Here is a 16,658-nt window from a genome sequence, read left to right as displayed (position 1 = left end):
GCCAAAATCAAGGCGGCGTGACAATCATCCAGGTGAACACATAGGCCTGGAGCATGACCAGAATGCCGACGAGGCAGGCCAGCACGATCGAATGCTTGAAGACAAAGCGCAGGATCGTCCCCTCATGCCCGTACCAGTTGGTAGCGGTGGAGGCGACGACGATCGACTGGGCATCGATCATCTTGCCCATGACGCCGCCTGACGAATTGGCCGCGCTCATCAGTATCGGTGAAAGACCGAGTTGTTCGGAGGTAATCTTCTGCAGATTGCCAAAGAGCACGTTGGAGGCGGTATCCGATCCCGTCAGGGCGACGCCCAGCCAGCCGAGCAAGGTTCCGAAGAAGGGATAGAGCACACCGGTCGCGGCGAAAGCGAGGCCGAGCGTCGCATCGATGCCGGAGAGGCGGGTGAGCGTTCCGATGGCAAGCATCGCCGAGATCGTGATCAGCGAGTAGGCGCACAGCTTTATCGTGCGGCCATAGGCCGTGATCAATTCAAGTGGTTTGTAACCCATGATGAAGCCGGAAATGATGGCTGCAATCAGCATGCCGGACCCGGTAAAGGAGAGCCAGGTGAAGGCAAAGACTGCCTTTTCCGGCGTCGGGGTGGCAGCAATCGGCGCGACTTTCATGATCTGGTTGTTAAGGCCCGGCACCTCGTAGCTCAACGTCGCCCATGGATTGACCATGCCCTTGAACCAATCAGTACCCCAAAGCAGAAGCACCGCGCAGACGATGATCCACGGCGTCAGTGAGGCCCAGACCTCCTTGCGCGTCGGCTCGCGCTTGTTTGCCTTCACCGGTGGGACCTGGCTTGCGGAGTCGTCGCGGATGCGCAGCTTGGCCGAGGTCCAGATGACCTGCGGCTGCCAGATGCGAAGAAAGCCTATGAGGCAGGCCATGGAGATCAGGGAAGCGCCGATATCGACGATCCAGGGGTTGACGAAATTGGAAATCAGGAATTGGGGCACGGCGAAGGAAACGCCGGTGACGAGAATGGCAGGCCAGACTTCCTTCATGCCTCGCCAGCCGGCAAACGCCCAGACAACCCAGAATGGTATGATCAGCGAGAAAAACGGCAATTGCCGTCCCACCATGGCGCCGAGCAGAAACGGGTCAATACCCGTCACGCTCGACAGGCCGGCGATGGGTGTGCCGAGCGCGCCGTAGGCGACCGGGGCGGTGTTGGCAATCAGCGACAGGCCTGATGCGGCAAGCGGCGAGAAGCCGAGGCCGATAAGGATCGCTGCGGTGACTGCAACCGGCGTGCCAAATCCCGACGCGCCCTCGAAGAAGGCACCGAAAGAAAAGGCGATCAGCAGGATCTGCAAGCGCCTGTCGCGGGTAACGCCGCCGATCGTGTTCTGCAGCGTCTCGAAGATGCCCTTCTCGACGGTCAGTCTGTAGAGAAATATGACGTTGAGGACGATCCAGCCAATCGGAAAGAAGCCGGTTACAACGCCAAGCAGCGATGCCCTGACCGACATGCCGGCGGGCATTGTGAAGATGAAGATGGCGACAAGATTGGCAACGACCAGGGCGATGATCGCGGCGATGTGCACCTTGACCTTGTTCGATGCGATCATCGCAAGCAGAACGACAACAGGTATCGATGCGGCGATAGTCGATAGAACGGCGTTATTGAAGGGGTTGTAAACCTGATTCCACATGTTGAATACGCTCCATGACGAATGTATGTGGCAGATGAATCGGTCTTGTCCCTAGTTGGTACGTCGAAAGTCCAATATTGCAAGGCGACTTACTCACAAAAGCGTTTGATAAGTCCGACGCCTTTCGCCGACGTCTCGAAGCAACTCAACACAATCCAGACGTGTGTTACCGTAACATACTTGCGTGTAAACGGGTTGCTGGTCACCAATGGAAGCAGAATGCTTTTGCTGGGATGCAGTTCCAACTCACGCAAATCTTCCACGCAGTTTCATGCCGCATCGGCGTCGCAGCTTGTGACGCGAACAGACGATCTCAAGAAAACCGGACGCAAGCCCATTGCATGAAACCAATGAATGGCGCGCGGACTTCCAACGGAGGCCAACATGAAAGTGAGAATAATAAGCCAAGTGGCTGCCGCGCTCATTGTTATGGGCGCATTGGTTCATGGCGCAGCAGCAGCTGACGCTATTACCGAGGAGGAGGCCGCGACGATCGGCATAGATGCCTATGTCTACTTCTATCCCATGGTGACGATGGATGTGACGCGGCGGCAAGCAACAAATATCGAGGCTGGTAAAGTCATGGGGCGAGGGCCGGCCAACAGCTTCGTCAACGTTCCGGAATTTCCGACCGCCGACTACCGCGATGTGGTCAGGCCCAACTTCGACACGCTCTATTCCTCCGCCTGGCTGGACATGACCAAGGAGCCTATGGTCGTATCCGCACCCGACACCGGCGGGCGCTATTACCTCCTTCCCATGCTCGACCTGTGGTCGGACGTCTTCGCATCACCCGGCTGGCGGACCACCGGTACGGCCAAGGCCGATTACGTGCTGGTGCCACCCGGCTGGCAAGGCAAAGATCTGCCAGATGGCCTCCAGCGGATAGACGCGCCGACACCCCATGTCTGGATCATCGGCCGTACCAAGACCGATGGACCGGAAGACTACGACGCGGTTCACAAGATCCAGGCGGGCTACAAGATCACTCCGCTATCGCAATGGGGAAAGACTGCAGAAGCCGCCAAGGTGACGGTCGATCCCTCGGTCGATATGAAGACGCCGCCTAAAAAGACAGTCGACAGCATGTCCGCAAACGAATTCTTCACCTACGCGGCCGACGTCTTGAAAGTCAATCCGCCGCATATCACCGATCAGCCGATCATCGCACGCATGAAGCGGATCGGCATCGAACCCGGAAAGAGCTTCGACGCGGGCAAGCTCGATCCGGCCGTTGCAAAAGGGTTGCAAGACGTGCCCGCCCAAGCGCGAAAGCTTATGGAGTGGAAGGTGCCGACGCTTGCTCGCGTCGCCAATTATTGGTCGATGAATACCGATACGATGGGCGTTTACGGCAATTACTACCTCAAGCGGGCGATTGTGGCGCAACTCGGCCTCGGTGCAAACCTGCCCGAAGATGCGATCTATCCGCTCAATCTCGCTGATGAAAAAGGCGATCCTCTGACCGGCGCCCGGAATTACACCCTGCATTTCGACAAGCAATCACTCCCGCCGGTCGATGCATTCTGGTCGGTCACGCTCTATGATATGGAAGGCTTCCAGGTTGGCAATCCGCTCAATCGCTTTGCTGTCAGCAGCTGGATGCCGTTCAGCTATAATGCTGACGGTTCGCTCGATCTCTACTTCCAGAACAAGAGCCCTGGCGCCGACAAGGAAGCCAACTGGTTGCCCGCGCCTGAAGGTCCATTCAACCTGACGATGCGGCTCTATGGGCCGCGATCCGAGGCCCTCACGGGAAAATGGAACCCGCCGGCCGTCATTGTCGCGCCTGCCTTGCAGCCCTTGGTGACGCAGTAACAGCAACTCGGCCGCGCGGCGCTGGAAACGGCGCCGCGCGTTTGTATCTCCGGAGCGCTTCTATTTAAGTGCGCAAAACTCTAAAACACCCTCATGAACTTCATTCGGCATCTCTTCGGTGTCTCCCGCAGCCTTTGGAAGGCGATCACGGATGAACTCCGTTCGGTCGGCCGCCCGGGCCCCCGGCTCGTCGACGAGCTTGAATGCGTCCTGTCGGTGCTGCTTGCAATTGTCTTCGCCCATGCCCTTGGGGCGCAATATGTCGGGTGGGCGGCATTCAGCGGCTATGCGGTCATGCGCTCGCGGCTGTCGGAAAGTGTCATGCGCGGGACGCTGCGGATCACGGGAACGATAGCAGGCGCGATCGTTGCGCTTATCCTCGCGCCGCTTATTGCCGACAAACCGTTTCCGCTCGCCTTGGCTTTGGCGCTGATCGGGGCAACGACGCTCTATTTCGCGCTTGTCAGCCGGCGCAGCTATGCCTGGCTTTTTACGGGACTTACCTTCTGCATGATCCTGATCGAAGGCATGATGCAGCCCGCGAGTTCGGTCTTTCCCTTTGCCCGGTCGCGTATCGTCGAAATCCTTGCAGGCACATTTGCCTGCATCATCGTCAGCGCCTTGTCCAACTGGACCATTCGCCGCGCGCTGCGGCGAGACGAGCCGAAGACTGCGACGCCCCTCGCGACCCCGGCGGCAACGCTTTGGCACAAGGGCGCTGCGCTCCATGCGCTCCAGGCGGGGATCGCGCTGGCGTTCATTCCGTTCATCTGGCGGTGGACCGGCTTTGCCTCGCTCAGCCAGTCGAGCGTCACCATCATGGCCGTCATGCTGTTGCCGGTGGCAACGCTTGAATCAAGCGTATTGAATCCGGTCACCTCGAAGATCGCGATGCGCTTTGTCGGTTGCGCTGCCGGCGGCGTGCTCGCCATCGCGGTCCTGTTGAGCAGCCATCACTCGCCGTTGCTTATGACGCTTGCCCTTTGCGTTGCCGTTATCATCGGACGGCACGTCGAGAACGGCAATCCGGCGACGAGCTATATCGGCATCCAGTTCGCGCTTGCTTTCCTTGTCGTTCTCGTTCCCGACAACTACATGAATGCCGCGCCGGAGCCGGGTTTGAACCGCCTGGCTGGAATTTTGCTCGGTATTGTAATCCTCGAACCAGTTCTGCTCGCCTGGCATCTGCTTTTCGCTGATAAATCGCCGCCGAAAGTTGGAATGGCGACCGAACCCGACAACATGCCGAGGGAATAGCAATCAATTCGGCGCGACTGCACCGTGCGACACGTTGAAGAATTGCGCCCGTCCGCGAAGGCTGTCGAACAGCGAGGTGTCCGTGCCGGTCATGAACGCCTGGCCGCCAAGTTCCTCGATAATGTCGAACAGGGCGGCCCGGCGGCCCTCGTCGAGATGGGCGGCAATTTCATCGAGCAGCAGGATGGGCGCCATGCCGGCAAGCTTGCCGGTAAGCCGCGCATGCGCAAGGATAAGCCCGATCAGCAGCGCCTTCTGCTCACCTGTCGAGCACAGTTCAGCGGGCATCGCTTTTGGCCGGTGGCGGACGAGGAGATCGGAGCGGTGCGGCCCGTCGAGCGTGCGCCCGGCGGCGCGGTCGCGGCTTCTACCATCACGGAGCGCTCGCCTGAAAATCTCCTCCACATCGGTTGCCGCCTCAATGCCGATGCGCTGCTCAAGTGCGCCTTCGATGAGGCAATCGGCCTTGGGGAAGGGACTGCCGTCGGGCGAGCGTTCGATCATGTCATTGATCAGCCGCATCAGTTCGGCGCGCGCTGCGGCAATCGCTATGCCGAGTTCGGCCATCGGCGTCTCAATTGCATCGAGCCAGGCGTCGTTGGAGCGCTCTTCGGTAAGCAGTCGATTACGGCTGCGCATCGCCTTTTCATAATCGAGAACGCGCTTGCCATGAGCCGGGTCTATGGCGAGAACCATGCGGTCGAGAAAACGACGCCTGTCGGCGGAGGGGCCAGTAAAGAGGCCGTCCATCGCCGGCACGAGCCAGAGGATACGCGCGTAGTCGAGAAGTTCATCGGCGCTTGCGGCGGTGACACCGTTAACGCGGACGCGCCGCCCGCTTTCGCCCGGCCCATTGCCAGCAAGGCCGGTTCCGACATCGACCGAGCCTTCCTCCGTCTCAATGGCGGCATGGATGGCGAAACCGTCAGGTGCTCCGCTGCGAGTTACATCCGTATAAACGGCGCGCCGCAATCCACGGCCAGGCGAAAGAAACGAAATCGCTTCGAGGAGATTGGTCTTCCCCGCACCGTTTTCACCCGTCAACACCACATGCGATGGCCCGAGCCGCAGCGAGAGGCTTTCATAGTTGCGAAAGTTGGCGAGCTTCAGCCGGCTGATCGAAACGCGCGCTGGTGGGAGACTGTTTTCCATGCAGGCCTACTGTATGCCGCCTGGAAGGCCGCTCAACCCCCGACTGCGCTTCCACGCAGAGGAGGGTGACGGGATTTTCACACGATCACCCATTGAATGCTGGCGATCGCCCTAAACCCGCATCGGCATGAGGACATAGAGCGCATTTTCATCGCCTGTATCGCGCACCAGTGTCGGTGAACCCGCATCGGCCAGCATGAACACTGCCTCCGTACCGGTCAACTGCGCGGTAATATCGAGAAGGTACTTGGCATTGAAGCCAATCTCGATCGGATCGGCGTCATAATCTGCGGCAATTTCATCGGTGGCACTGCCGGAGTCCGGGTTGTTGACGGTCAGCGTCAGCAGTCCATCGCCGATCGTAAGCTTTACGGCACGGCCGCGCTCGCTCGAGATCGTCGAGACACGATCGACAGCCGAAGCGAAGCTTTGCCGGTCGATCGACAGCTTCTTGTCATTGCCCGAGGGGATGACGCGCTGATAATCCGGGAACGTGCCGTCGATGAGCTTCGAGGTAAGGACGACCGATCCAATGGTGAAGCGGATCTTGGTTTCGGAGAGTTCGACAGTCACCGTAATATCCGGATCGTCGACGAGCTTCTGCAATTCAGCGACGGTCTTGCGCGGGATGATGATCCCCGGCATGCCCTCGGCACCGGCAGGCGCCTCGAGTTCGGCGCGGGCAAGGCGATGGCCGTCGGTGGCGACAGCGCGCAGCTTCAGCTTGCCGTCGCTCTCGATGGCGTGAAAATAGATGCCATTGAGATAATATCGCGTCTCTTCGGTGGAGATGGCAAATTGCGTGCGCTCGATGAGGCTTTTCAGCGCGCTCGACGGCATGCGGAAGGTGTGGCTGAACGCGCCAGCGGTCAGCTCCGGAAAGTCGGACTGCGGCAGGCACTGCAGGCGGAAGTTCGAACGGCCGGACGTGACGGCCATGGAATTGCCATCCGTATTGGTGGCCAGCATCACCTCTGCGCCGTCCGGCAACTTACGGACGATGTCGTAGAGGAGGTGGGCCGGAACAGTCGTCGCACCGGATTGCTCGATTTGCGCGCTTGTTGCTTCCGTCACTTCGAGATCGAGGTCGGTGGCCTTCAAGGCGAGGCTGGCGCCGTCGGCATTGAGCAGGACATTCGACAGGATCGGAATGGTATTGCGCCGTTCGACCACGCGGTGGACATGATTGAGCGACTTCAGAAGGTTGGAACGTTCAAGAGTTACACGCATGATAAACCGGTCTCGCTGACTTCTATTCCGGCAGGAGGGCGGCGTATCTGCAATCCTCCTCCGGTGCGGGGCGCTTATTCCCCAGGGTCAAGCAAATTGGCAGAACTTCGCCTTAAAAAGCAAGCCTGCGGCAGGCATCAGCGTACCATACCGCAGGCTTTCTGTTGATAAGATGTGTCCTATTGGGCCTGTTCGTTGATCAGGCGCTTCAACAGTTCGAGTTCTTGCGAGAGTTTCTGGTCCTTGCCGACAATGTCCTCGATCTTGCGCACGGCATGAAGGACAGTGGTATGATCGCGACCCCCGAAACGACGGCCGATTTCCGGCAGGGAACGCGGCGTCAGCATTTTGGCCAGGTACATGGCGATCTGGCGCGGCTTGACGATCGTGCGTGTACGCCGGTTCGACAAGAGGTCCTGCTTCGATACGTTGTAGTGGCGAGCGACGATGCGCTGGATTTCCTCGATGCGGATGCGCTTGGCATCGCCCCCACGCATGAGATGGCTGAGGAGTTCATCAACGCGGTCGACGGAAAGGTTCGGTTCGAACGTCTGGCGGAACAGCAACTGGTTGAACGCGCCTTCAAGTTCGCGGCCGCTGCCGGTCACGGACTGGGCGACGTGGTCGAGAATTTCCATGGAAATATCCAGCGAATGATCTTCGAGCTGGGCAGCAGCGAGACGGCGCTTGAGGATTTCGAGACGCATCGCATAGTCCGGCGAAATCATTTCCAGGGCAACGCCGCCCTGAAGCCGTGAGCGCACGCGGGCATCGAGCGATTCAAGCTCGGAAGGCGGACGGTCGGCAGCAACGACGACCTGCTTGGCACTGTCGAGCAGCGTATTGATCAGGTGGCAGAATTCGTGCTGGATCGACTTACCCTGCAGGAATTGCATGTCGTCGATGATCAGAAGGTCGATATCGCGAAGCTGTTCCTTGAACGACAGCGCATTGTTGTCGCGGATTGCTGTCGCAAAGCGCCACATGAAATATTCGGCGGTGAGATAGACGACGCGGGCGCGCTCCGGACGCTTCAGCGCCTCTGCGGCGATAGCCTGCAGGAGATGGGTCTTGCCGAGCCCGACCGACGCGTGAATGAACAGCGGATTGAAGCGGACGGCGCTGGCGCCGGCATCGGCGATGGTGCGCGCCGCAGCAAGCGCCACGCGGTTTGGCGTACCATCGACGAATGTCTCGAACGTATAGCGCGGATCAAGTGGCGAGCCAAAAACCGAGTTCTGCGAACGATCGGCGAAATGCGCTGGAGCCTTCTTTTCCTGCGAGGTGGTGCCGACCGGGAACACCGGCTTCTCACGGGCCAGCGCACGCGTCTCGGCACGCTGGGGTGCCTCGGCGTCACAGATCGGCCGGATGGCACGGCTGGCGCTGCGGAAGACGATCTCGACCTTCAGAACCTGCTCTTCTTCCTCGCGCCAGAGCGCGGTGATCATGTCGGAGTAATGATTGTTGATCCACGAGCGCAGGAAGGCGGTCGGCACGGACAGCCGGACGATGCTCTTCGACGTTTCGTCGAGTTTCAAGCGGCCGAACCAGCTCGAATAGACCTCGCTGCCGAGTTTCGCCTTGAGCTTGCTTTTGACACGCTCGAATATCATTTCGCTGCCGGCCGAAGCCATGTCTTTCCCCTCATCCACATGGAGCGGGACCATGGCATTTGTGCCGTTTTCCATTATTCCGCTGGTCATTGTCATCGCCTCATCCTGGTATTTCATTCGGGTCGTAGAGACGCCCGTGTTTTATATTTGCCGACGTATCACCGTCAGGCAGTGATGACCGACGAGCCGCCCCAGTGGCCCGTCTGGTTAATGCCGTAACTAACAGATTGAGGATTTGGCGATCACGCAGTGTTGTACTGAATAAGACTTGTTCAGAATATCTGTCACAACCACGTTCGCATCCCTCTCGTTAGGCGCGTAAAGCCTTACGCCCGGCTCACGCCAGCGTCGCCAACCCGCTCGATTTATGAAACAACCCAACCCCGATGGGCTGAGTACTGACAAAAACCACTCGTTACGCAAACGGTCAAATCTGCGCCCGAACCCACTATTTAATAAGCCTGTTAAATGGGTTTTGCCCACCCCTTCGATGTCTTGGACCTTACAAAAACCTTTGCAGGAAGAGCAAGTCCGGCCCAAGGGTTTTTTGATGAATAAAAGGTTAATGGAATTTGATTTTTTTTAAGTGTCCCCGGCTCAACTTGGAAAAACCGTTCGGATTCAAGGCTTTTTTTGAGGCTCAGATTTTGTTGCACTGCGACCAGACACACAGAAAAAAAATTTATAAATTTACGCTTGACAGCGGGTGTGGTCGGAGATTCCACCGGACGGTCCCGAGTTATAATTACTACCTTTTATAACCCGTTGAAAAAACACACAAATTGATGATTGACGCTTTTTGTCCTAATCGATTTGTGACCACCAGATGTCATGGTTTTGATAAGCCACAATCTTTTCCCCGGGTAACGAATTTATTCCCAGAATCAGGCCCAAATATAAAAACCCGGCTAAATAGATGCCGGGTTTTCAAATATAAATATGAAGGTCTGATTAAGCAGACATGCCCTTCAGGCGAGCCGAGAGGCGAGATACTTTGCGCGAGGCAGTATTCTTGTGAAGGACGCCCTTCGAGGCAGCGCGCATGACTTCCGGCTCGACAGCCTGGAAGGCGATGGCGGCAGCCGCCTGGTCGCCGCTTGCAACCGCATCTTCGAATTTGCGCAGGAAGGTGCGCACGCGCGAGCGGCGGGATTTGTTGACTTCGGTGCGGGCTTCGATCTTGCGCGCCGCTTTCTTGGCCGAAGGAGTGTTGGCCATGATGCCTCTCTTTTCTGTCAGCTAATCGGCAGCCTGAAAGCAGCCGTCACAAAATAATAGGGTGGCCGAGGGGCCACCGAACGTTGGGGGGCTTATAGATGACGTTTGCTTCTGCGTCAACTTGGAATCGCTGATGAATTCGGGGATATTTTCGTTCAGCGATTTTTAAAGGACGGCGCCCGCTTTTCGGCAAAGGCTGCCATGCCTTCCTTCTGGTCCTCGAGGGCAAACATCGAGTGGAAAACCCGGCGCTCGAAGCGCAAGCCTTCCGAGAGTGTCGTCTCATAAGCGCGGTTGACGGTCTCCTTGGTCATCATCACGACCGGGAGCGAGAAGGAGGCAATCTTCGCGGCCGCCTTGACGGCCTCGGCCACAAGGTCTGCCGCAGGAACCACCCGGGATACCAGGCCGCAACGCTCGGCCTCGGCCGCATCCATCATGCGCCCGGTCAGGCACAGGTCCATTGCCTTCGACTTGCCGACCGAACGGGTGAGGCGCTGCGATCCGCCCATTCCCGGCATTACACCGAGAGTGATCTCGGGCTGGCCGAATTTCGCGGTGTCGGCGGCAATTATGAAGTCGCACATCATGGCGAGTTCGCAGCCTCCGCCAAGTGCATAGCCAGCGACCGCAGCAATCAACGGCTTGCGCAGCCGGGTCACGCGCTCCCACTCGCTGAAATAGTCGCCGAGATAGGCGTCGGCGAATGCAAGCGTCTGCATTTCCTTGATGTCGGCGCCGGCGGCAAAAGCCTTTTCGGACCCGGTGATGACGATCGCGCCGATATGGTTGTCCTTGTCGAACGCTTCAAGTGCGCCTGCAAGGTCTGCGAGCAGCGCCGAATTCAACGCATTGAGCGCTTGCGGACGATTGAGCTGGATAAAGCCCACCTTTTCGCGCGTCTCGACGATGATGTTTTCATAGGTCATGGTTGATCCTCCTCAATCGCTAATGCTGGCACACGGGGCAATAGAAGGTCGAGCGCCCGCTTTGGACAATACGCGACACCGTGCCATTGCAACCCTTGCGCGGGCACGGGGCGCCTTCGCGGTCATAGACCGAGAACGAATGCTGGAAATAGCCAAGTTCGCCATCGGCTTGCCGGTAATCCTTGAGGCTCGATCCACCGGCCTTGATCGCGTCAACGATGACAGCCCGGATCGCTGTCGCGAGTCGCTTTGCATCATCGGTTGGCGCGCCATCCGTGCCGGAAATGCTCCCTGCCGATCGCAATGGCGAGAGTTCCGCGCGCCACAGCGCTTCGCAGACATAGATGTTGCCAAGCCCGGCTATCAACCTCTGGTCGAGAAGTGCCGCCTTCAACGGCGCCGCCTTCTTGTGAAACAGCTTCGCCAGCAAGGCGCCATCGAGGCGGTTGCCTGTCGGTTCGGTGCCAAGGCCCTTGATCAGCGGATGATTGTTAAGTTCGCCCGGCTCGGCAAAGAGCATGAAGCCGAAGCGCCGCGGATCATTATAGACGACGCGGCTCGTCTTGCCGTCCTTGGCGCCGAGTTGCAGCACGACGTGGTCGTGCAGCGCGTTCTTCGAGCGCTCATGGGCAAAATCGCCGGGCGTTTCCGCCGCTTCGCCTTGCTCGATGCGATAGGATCCCGACATGCCAAGGTGGCTGATGACACCAAGACCGTTATCGAGATGAAGGATGAGATATTTGGCGCGCCGTTCGAGCGCTTCGATGCGCCGGCCCGTCAAACGCTCGGCGAAGCGCTCGGGGAAGGGAAAGCGCAGGTCGGGGCGCCGCTGCTCCACGCCAAGTATGGTCGCGCCCTCCATGACGGGTTGGAGACCGCGCCGGACGGTTTCAACCTCAGGTAGTTCAGGCATCGGAGCTGCGCTCTCCCGTTCCCTTGAGGAAGCTCTTGCCGTGGAGGCCGGGGGCAACGCCGAGATGGGCGGCGACCGTCTCGCCAATATCAGCGAAGGTCGGGCGTACGCCGAACGAGCCTTTGGGCAGGTCCGGACCGTAGCAAAGCACCGGAACGCGCTCGCGCGTGTGGTCCGTGCCCTGATAGGTCGGGTCGCAGCCATGATCGGCGGTAAGGATCATGAGATCGCCCGGACGGAGCTTGGCGATAGCCTCGGGAAGGCGCATGTCGAAGGCCTCTAGCGCTGCCGCATAGCCTGCGACATCGCGCCGGTGGCCGTAGAGCATGTCGAAATCGACAAAATTGGTAAACACGAGGTCGCCATCCTGTGCGTCGTCCATCGCGACCAGGGTTTCATCGAAGAGCGCCATGTTACCGTTGGCCTTGCGCACCTGACCTACGCCCTTATGCGCATAGATATCGCCGATCTTGCCGATGGCGATGACCATGCGGCCGGCATCGGTAAGGCGGTCCAGCAGCGTCGCCTCTGGTGGCGGCACGGAATAATCGCGGCGATTGCCGGTGCGCTCGAATGTTTCCTTCGCCTCACCGATGAATGGCCGGGCAATAACGCGGCCAATATTCAGCGGATCGACCAACTCGCGAACGGTTTCGCAAAGCTTGTACAAGCGTTCCAGCCCGAAATACGTCTCATGCGCGGCAATCTGGACCACGGAATCGGTGGATGTATAGAAGATGGGCATGCCCGTCCGGATGTGTTCTTCGCCAAGTTCCTCGATCACGTCAGTTCCCGAGGCGTGTTTGTTACCGAGGATGCCTGGAAGCTGTGCAAGCCGAACCGTGTCGGCGATCAAGGTTTCGGGGAATGTCGGGACGGTCTGGGGAAAATAGCCCCAATCGAACGCCACCGGAACGCCGGCAATTTCCCAGTGACCGGAAGGGGTATCCTTTCCCTTCGAGGTTTCTTCGGCCGCGCCCCACAAACCGACCGGGGCCGGGGCCCGCGATGATACCGGAAAAGCCGAGGCGATGTTGGCGGCGTGGAAGAGGCCGAGCGAGCTCATATTGGGAACAAGCAGAGGGCCTTGGCGCAGGCCCTCCTTGTCGGCCTCGCCGGCAGCACATCGTTCGACGATGTGCGCGAACGTATTTGAACCTTCGTCGCCGAAAGCCTTGGCATCCGGTGCGCCGCCGATGCCGAAGGAGTCGAGAACGAAAAGGAAAGCGCGAGCCATGCGATACTCCGAGTAAAATCAGACATCACAGATAGGTCAAACAGCGCGCCGTGACAAATCAATGGTGGCGGAGCGTCCTCAGCAGTTGGTGCAGGTAACCGCGTTTGAGCCCTGCCGGATGCGGCCATAGGTGTTCTTCGACATGTGAATTCCGATAACCGAAGCACCGGCGGCCGTGTTCGTCTGCCCGGTGATCGTCCAGGGGATGATCGGCACATAGGCAAGTTCGGCCTTCACCTGCACTACAGTGGTGCTGGGGATGCGCAGATTGGCGTCGAGCGTCACGGCGCTGCCAGCGTTGAACGGCCTTGACTCGGTCCCATTTACCACCCGCCGCGACCAGAGGACGGTCGCATTGCCGGCGGCGGATATATCGATGGAGGTTATTGTGATCTGCGGCGTATCCCGGCGATAGGGCAGCACCGTCGCCTGCCCGATCTTCATGATGTCGCCGAGCTGGGCAGTCGTGACAGTCGTTTGTTGCGTGACGAGATCGGCCACCATCGTCGCCGCCCGGCCGAGGTCCTTGTTGACGTTTACCCCCTCGGTCGTTTCGACCGTACCGAGGTAGAGCAGGATGAGGACGGGGGCAATGAGTGCGAATTCAAGCGCTGCGACGCCTCGCTTGTCGCCGATAAAGCGCTTCATCACGAGGGCCAAATATTTCGCGGTCTTTTGTTGTTTTTGGTTGTTCATGCGTCACACTTTCGAAGCTATGCCGGAATTGAGCATCAGACGAACGGTTCGTTTCTCCAGGTCGCGGTAGAGAACAGCAGAGTCCTCCCCGTTCCGTCGATCGTCTCGATACGATTGCGCATGAGATTGGTGAGGATTGGCCAGCGATAGAAAACGCGCAGCTGGTTGATCGAGCCCGCACCGCCGACATTGTTCTTGAAACCCGTCGAATCGACGTCCCCATTCGGCTTTAGCGGGATGGTGACGGGAACGTTGGTGAAGTTCGCATAGGTCTTCAGGTCAACGACGAGGTTGGCGCAGCCGGCTTCGGGCAGGATAAGCTTTGCGCAGATACGGTCGCGCAGCTGGTTCCCCGAGATATTTGCAGCCCTTAACTCGCCGGTACGCAAGCGCCTTGCGATTTCATCGGTAGCATTTGCCATGACCTGCTGCGCCATGAAGGTCATTCCAACTTCGAATATGACGAAGATCAGCAGGAAGAATGGCAGCGCGATCATCGCAAATTCGATGGCAACTGTGCCGCGTCGGTTGCGCCTGAAGCGGGCAAGCAGTGCCACGAGCCGGCTTTGCCTGACGCGCCCTGTGCAGTGTAGGGCGGCAGAGGCCGCCGCGACACCTTCATGCGATTGATTGTTTTTATCGTTGTAGAACATGGATGGAATTCCCCGACCACCTAAGGCAAGAAAATTCCTAGCATTCAGAAGTTAGAATCCTGTTCGATCCGCGGTGGAAATTGCAGTAAATTCCTTCACGATTTTTCAACCGTGAGTAGCGCCAGCTCAGTTGCCGCCGATTTTTTGATCGGATTCGGTTTCGGCAGTCGTCTTCTGCGCTGTTTCGCAATAGGGCGTACAGGAAAGTGTCTGGACGAAAGCGCGCCGATAGACGCGCGTCGTGTTGGCAACGCTGCGGCTCACCATGACCTGATCATCGACAATCGGGCTGCCATCGGCGTCCAGGATGACAATATTGGTCATGCCGAAGCCTTTCCCCGTCAAAATTACGGTGCGCGCATCCTTGACGACCGCATCGGCAATGGCGGGGTCGCCGACGACGACCGTATCCGCCGGACGCGCGAGTCTCAATATTCTTGCCTGGTTCATGATCACATGGATGCCCGTATCGGCGCTCGCGGGGGCGGGGGCGAGCGCAATGGCGACAAGCGCCAAGGCGATGGTCAATCCGTACGCAGAAACAGTGTGGAATTTATTGCCGACCATGGATAAGAGCCCCTCGAAACGAATGCTTCTCAAACATGGCGTGGATTGGTGAAGGAAAGCTTAAACCCGCAAAGCTTTTGTTAATCATAACGGCGCAAGACGACGTACAACGGTAAAATTTTATGCAAATTCTAACTATACGATTTACCTTTTAGTCACCTCTATTTCGAGTTGCCAAAGCTTTACTATTTTGTAACGGTGTTCCTTAAGATGAATGAAATTCGCTGCCACTAGCGTTCGATCAGGCGCAACCAGTGGTACGAGCGAGGACATTCCAGATGACAGGCACGATGAATGCGATCCTCGACGTGTTCGCTCGCTTCCTGCACAACCGGTGCGGCGCTACGGCTATTGAATATACGCTCATCGCTTCGATCCTAAGCATCGCCATTCTGGCCGGCGCGAACGTGCTTGGATCATCGGTACAGACCCTTTACGGCTCCCTTGCGGACAAGGTTGCCCAGGCGCCAAACAGGTAAGGTCATGATTGAAGCCGCCATCCTCGTCATCTTTCCGTTTGCAATGGCCTTTGCGGGGATCTCCGATCTCCTGTCGATGACAATTCAAAATCGCGTTTCGCTCATCCTTATCGTTTCATTTGTAATCCTGGCGCCGTTGACCGGCATGGGCTGGGAAGCCTATGCAATGCATTTTGCCGCGGGCGCTGCGGTTCTCACGGTAACATTCGGCCTTTTCGCGACCGGCACGATGGGCGGCGGCGACGCCAAGCTGATGTCAGCGACCGCGCTTTGGCTCGGCTGGAACATGGGCCTTGCCGAATATTTGTTGATGATGTCTGTGCTGGGCGGCCTGCTTACCCTCGCAATTCTCAACTACCGCAATTCCCATGCTGCAATAATATATGCGGACCGGATCGAGTTCATGCGGCGGCTCGCGCGCAAGGAAGAGGGCGTCCCCTATGGCATCGCCCTTGGCGGCGCCGGCCTCCTTGCATTTCCAAGCTCCCCCCTATGCCAATGGGTAATCGATCGCCTGGCGCACCTCTGATTGAGTTCGTATCCCAGGGCTTTTCCTGGATCTAAACCATCAGAAGCGTGCATTGTTAGACTGGGCGTCACCTTGTAGATTGGATCGACACCCTGGAGATTTGAACATGGCGCTAAAGCGGATGGACAATGTCGGTATCGTCGTTGAAGACCTCGAAGCGACGATCGATTTCTTTCGCGAACTTGGCCTCGAACTCGAAGGGCGGGCGACGATCGAAGGCGAATGGGCCGGACGCGTCACCGGACTGGGCGATCAGCACGTCGAGATTGCCATGATGCGCACGCCGGACGGCCACAGCCGGCTCGAGCTCTCGCGCTTCATTACGCCGCCTGTCGTCGCAGATCACCGGAAGGCGCCGGTCAACGCCCTGGGCTACCTGCGCGCCATGTTTACCGTGGACGATGTCGACGAGACGCTTGAAAGACTGAGTGCCCACGGCGCGCAACTCGTCGGCGAAGTGGTCCAGTATAAAGACGCGTATCGGCTCTGCTACATTCGCGGGCCTGAAGGGCTTCTCATCGGGCTTGCCCAAGAACTAAGCTGAACGGCGATACAAATAAGACCGTGAGGAGCGGGCTGGATGACGATAGCCACGCGGCCCGCATCAACGTTTCAGAAGCCATAATCCATGTCGCCATGCGCGACGTTCCGCTGCGTCGTATCAGCTACTGACGTTCTCAATTTGACCCGCTGAG

General features: G+C 58.4%; 15 protein-coding genes and 1 pseudogene. 5 read left to right on the top strand and 11 right to left on the bottom strand.

What is annotated here, in order from left to right; translation table 11 throughout:
• Window positions 1-7 precede the first annotated feature (7 nt).
• Window positions 8-1,669: an L-lactate permease gene (locus BR48_RS0105900; protein WP_027230443.1), complete on the bottom strand. Its 1,662-nt coding sequence runs from the start codon at window positions 1,667-1,669 to the stop codon at window positions 8-10.
• A 429-nt stretch (window positions 1,670-2,098) separates the two neighbouring features.
• Between BR48_RS0105900 and BR48_RS0105890 the strand changes: the two genes are divergently transcribed.
• Together BR48_RS0105890 and BR48_RS23940 are read left to right on the top strand one after the other, a co-directional pair.
• Window positions 2,099-3,487, top strand: a complete 1,389-nt coding sequence (locus tag BR48_RS0105890; protein ID WP_245273394.1) for a DUF1254 domain-containing protein — start codon at window positions 2,099-2,101, stop codon at window positions 3,485-3,487.
• Between the two features lie 93 nt (window positions 3,488-3,580).
• Window positions 3,581-4,744: an FUSC family protein gene (locus BR48_RS23940; RefSeq protein ID WP_051614605.1), complete on the top strand. Its 1,164-nt coding sequence runs from the start codon at window positions 3,581-3,583 to the stop codon at window positions 4,742-4,744.
• Window positions 4,745-4,747: 3 nt separating this feature from the next.
• Here BR48_RS23940 and recF read toward each other — a convergent pair whose 3' ends face one another.
• From recF to BR48_RS0105835, 10 genes and pseudogenes are all read right to left on the bottom strand, one after another.
• Window positions 4,748-5,896 (bottom strand): DNA replication/repair protein RecF, encoded by a 1,149-nt coding sequence (recF, locus tag BR48_RS0105880; protein WP_027230441.1) that lies wholly within the window; start codon window positions 5,894-5,896, stop codon window positions 4,748-4,750.
• A gap of 111 nt (window positions 5,897-6,007) precedes the next feature.
• Complete coding sequence (gene dnaN / locus BR48_RS0105875; RefSeq protein WP_027230440.1) at window positions 6,008-7,126, bottom strand: DNA polymerase III subunit beta; 1,119 nt, start codon at window positions 7,124-7,126, stop codon at window positions 6,008-6,010.
• A gap of 179 nt (window positions 7,127-7,305) precedes the next feature.
• Window positions 7,306-8,763: pseudogene (gene dnaA / locus BR48_RS0105870) on the bottom strand (chromosomal replication initiator protein DnaA); the annotation flags it as partial.
• Window positions 8,764-9,693: 930 nt separating this feature from the next.
• Window positions 9,694-9,960 carry a 30S ribosomal protein S20 gene (gene rpsT / locus BR48_RS0105865; RefSeq protein WP_027230438.1) on the bottom strand — a complete coding sequence of 89 codons (267 nt, stop codon included), beginning with the start codon at window positions 9,958-9,960 and terminating at the stop codon, window positions 9,694-9,696.
• A gap of 155 nt (window positions 9,961-10,115) precedes the next feature.
• A complete protein-coding gene (locus BR48_RS0105860; RefSeq protein WP_027230437.1) occupies window positions 10,116-10,889 on the bottom strand; it encodes an enoyl-CoA hydratase in 774 nt (257 codons plus the stop codon).
• A 19-nt stretch (window positions 10,890-10,908) separates the two neighbouring features.
• Window positions 10,909-11,802, bottom strand: coding sequence for a bifunctional DNA-formamidopyrimidine glycosylase/DNA-(apurinic or apyrimidinic site) lyase (gene mutM / locus BR48_RS0105855; protein ID WP_027230436.1), 894 nt, complete (start codon window positions 11,800-11,802; stop codon window positions 10,909-10,911).
• On the bottom strand, window positions 11,795-13,039 hold the full coding sequence (locus BR48_RS0105850) for a phosphopentomutase (RefSeq protein ID WP_027230435.1): 1,245 nt from the start codon (window positions 13,037-13,039) through the stop codon (window positions 11,795-11,797). The genes mutM and BR48_RS0105850 overlap by 8 nt, the downstream gene beginning before the upstream one ends.
• Before the next feature lie 78 nt (window positions 13,040-13,117).
• Window positions 13,118-13,735, bottom strand: coding sequence for a TadE/TadG family type IV pilus assembly protein (locus BR48_RS23935; protein ID WP_051614603.1), 618 nt, complete (start codon window positions 13,733-13,735; stop codon window positions 13,118-13,120).
• A gap of 35 nt (window positions 13,736-13,770) precedes the next feature.
• Window positions 13,771-14,388 (bottom strand): TadE/TadG family type IV pilus assembly protein, encoded by a 618-nt coding sequence (locus tag BR48_RS23930; protein WP_051614601.1) that lies wholly within the window; start codon window positions 14,386-14,388, stop codon window positions 13,771-13,773.
• Between the two features lie 126 nt (window positions 14,389-14,514).
• The gene (locus tag BR48_RS0105835) at window positions 14,515-14,955 is read right to left on the bottom strand and encodes a pilus assembly protein N-terminal domain-containing protein (protein ID WP_027230434.1); all 441 of its coding nucleotides are present in this window, start codon (window positions 14,953-14,955) and stop codon (window positions 14,515-14,517) included.
• A gap of 278 nt (window positions 14,956-15,233) precedes the next feature.
• Here BR48_RS0105835 and BR48_RS0105830 point away from each other — a divergent pair, with 278 nt between their 5' ends.
• From BR48_RS0105830 to BR48_RS0105820, 3 genes are all read left to right on the top strand, one after another.
• Window positions 15,234-15,434 carry a Flp family type IVb pilin gene (locus tag BR48_RS0105830; RefSeq protein ID WP_228017117.1) on the top strand — a complete coding sequence of 67 codons (201 nt, stop codon included), beginning with the start codon at window positions 15,234-15,236 and terminating at the stop codon, window positions 15,432-15,434.
• A 4-nt stretch (window positions 15,435-15,438) separates the two neighbouring features.
• Window positions 15,439-15,963 carry a prepilin peptidase gene (locus tag BR48_RS0105825; protein WP_027230432.1) on the top strand — a complete coding sequence of 175 codons (525 nt, stop codon included), beginning with the start codon at window positions 15,439-15,441 and terminating at the stop codon, window positions 15,961-15,963.
• Between the two features lie 106 nt (window positions 15,964-16,069).
• Window positions 16,070-16,507 (top strand): VOC family protein, encoded by a 438-nt coding sequence (locus BR48_RS0105820; RefSeq protein ID WP_027230431.1) that lies wholly within the window; start codon window positions 16,070-16,072, stop codon window positions 16,505-16,507.
• Window positions 16,508-16,658: the final 151 nt, after the last annotated feature.

The sequence above is a fragment of the Phyllobacterium sp. UNC302MFCol5.2 genome, assembly GCF_000686005.1.
Taxonomy (GTDB): Bacteria; Pseudomonadota; Alphaproteobacteria; order Rhizobiales; family Rhizobiaceae; genus Phyllobacterium; species Phyllobacterium pellucidum.
The sequence above is the reverse complement of the archived record's forward strand: the minus strand, read 5'-3'. Positions and strand labels throughout refer to the sequence as shown.

Coding starts and splice junctions, on each gene's coding strand:
- BR48_RS23930 (WP_051614601.1), bottom strand. CDS start 14,388: ATGTTCTACAACGATAAAAACAATCAATCGCATGAAGGTGTCGCGGCG.
- dnaN (WP_027230440.1), bottom strand. CDS start 7,126: ATGCGTGTAACTCTTGAACGTTCCAACCTTCTGAAGTCGCTCAATCAT.
- recF (WP_027230441.1), bottom strand. CDS start 5,896: ATGGAAAACAGTCTCCCACCAGCGCGCGTTTCGATCAGCCGGCTGAAG.
- BR48_RS0105850 (WP_027230435.1), bottom strand. CDS start 13,039: ATGGCTCGCGCTTTCCTTTTCGTTCTCGACTCCTTCGGCATCGGCGGC.
- BR48_RS0105860 (WP_027230437.1), bottom strand. CDS start 10,889: ATGACCTATGAAAACATCATCGTCGAGACGCGCGAAAAGGTGGGCTTT.
- rpsT (WP_027230438.1), bottom strand. CDS start 9,960: ATGGCCAACACTCCTTCGGCCAAGAAAGCGGCGCGCAAGATCGAAGCC.
- BR48_RS0105900 (WP_027230443.1), bottom strand. CDS start 1,669: ATGTGGAATCAGGTTTACAACCCCTTCAATAACGCCGTTCTATCGACT.
- BR48_RS23940 (WP_051614605.1), top strand. CDS start 3,581: ATGAACTTCATTCGGCATCTCTTCGGTGTCTCCCGCAGCCTTTGGAAG.
- BR48_RS0105820 (WP_027230431.1), top strand. CDS start 16,070: ATGGCGCTAAAGCGGATGGACAATGTCGGTATCGTCGTTGAAGACCTC.
- mutM (WP_027230436.1), bottom strand. CDS start 11,802: ATGCCTGAACTACCTGAGGTTGAAACCGTCCGGCGCGGTCTCCAACCC.
- BR48_RS0105835 (WP_027230434.1), bottom strand. CDS start 14,955: ATGGTCGGCAATAAATTCCACACTGTTTCTGCGTACGGATTGACCATC.
- BR48_RS0105830 (WP_228017117.1), top strand. CDS start 15,234: ATGACAGGCACGATGAATGCGATCCTCGACGTGTTCGCTCGCTTCCTG.
- BR48_RS0105825 (WP_027230432.1), top strand. CDS start 15,439: ATGATTGAAGCCGCCATCCTCGTCATCTTTCCGTTTGCAATGGCCTTT.
- BR48_RS23935 (WP_051614603.1), bottom strand. CDS start 13,735: ATGAACAACCAAAAACAACAAAAGACCGCGAAATATTTGGCCCTCGTG.
- BR48_RS0105890 (WP_245273394.1), top strand. CDS start 2,099: ATGGGCGCATTGGTTCATGGCGCAGCAGCAGCTGACGCTATTACCGAG.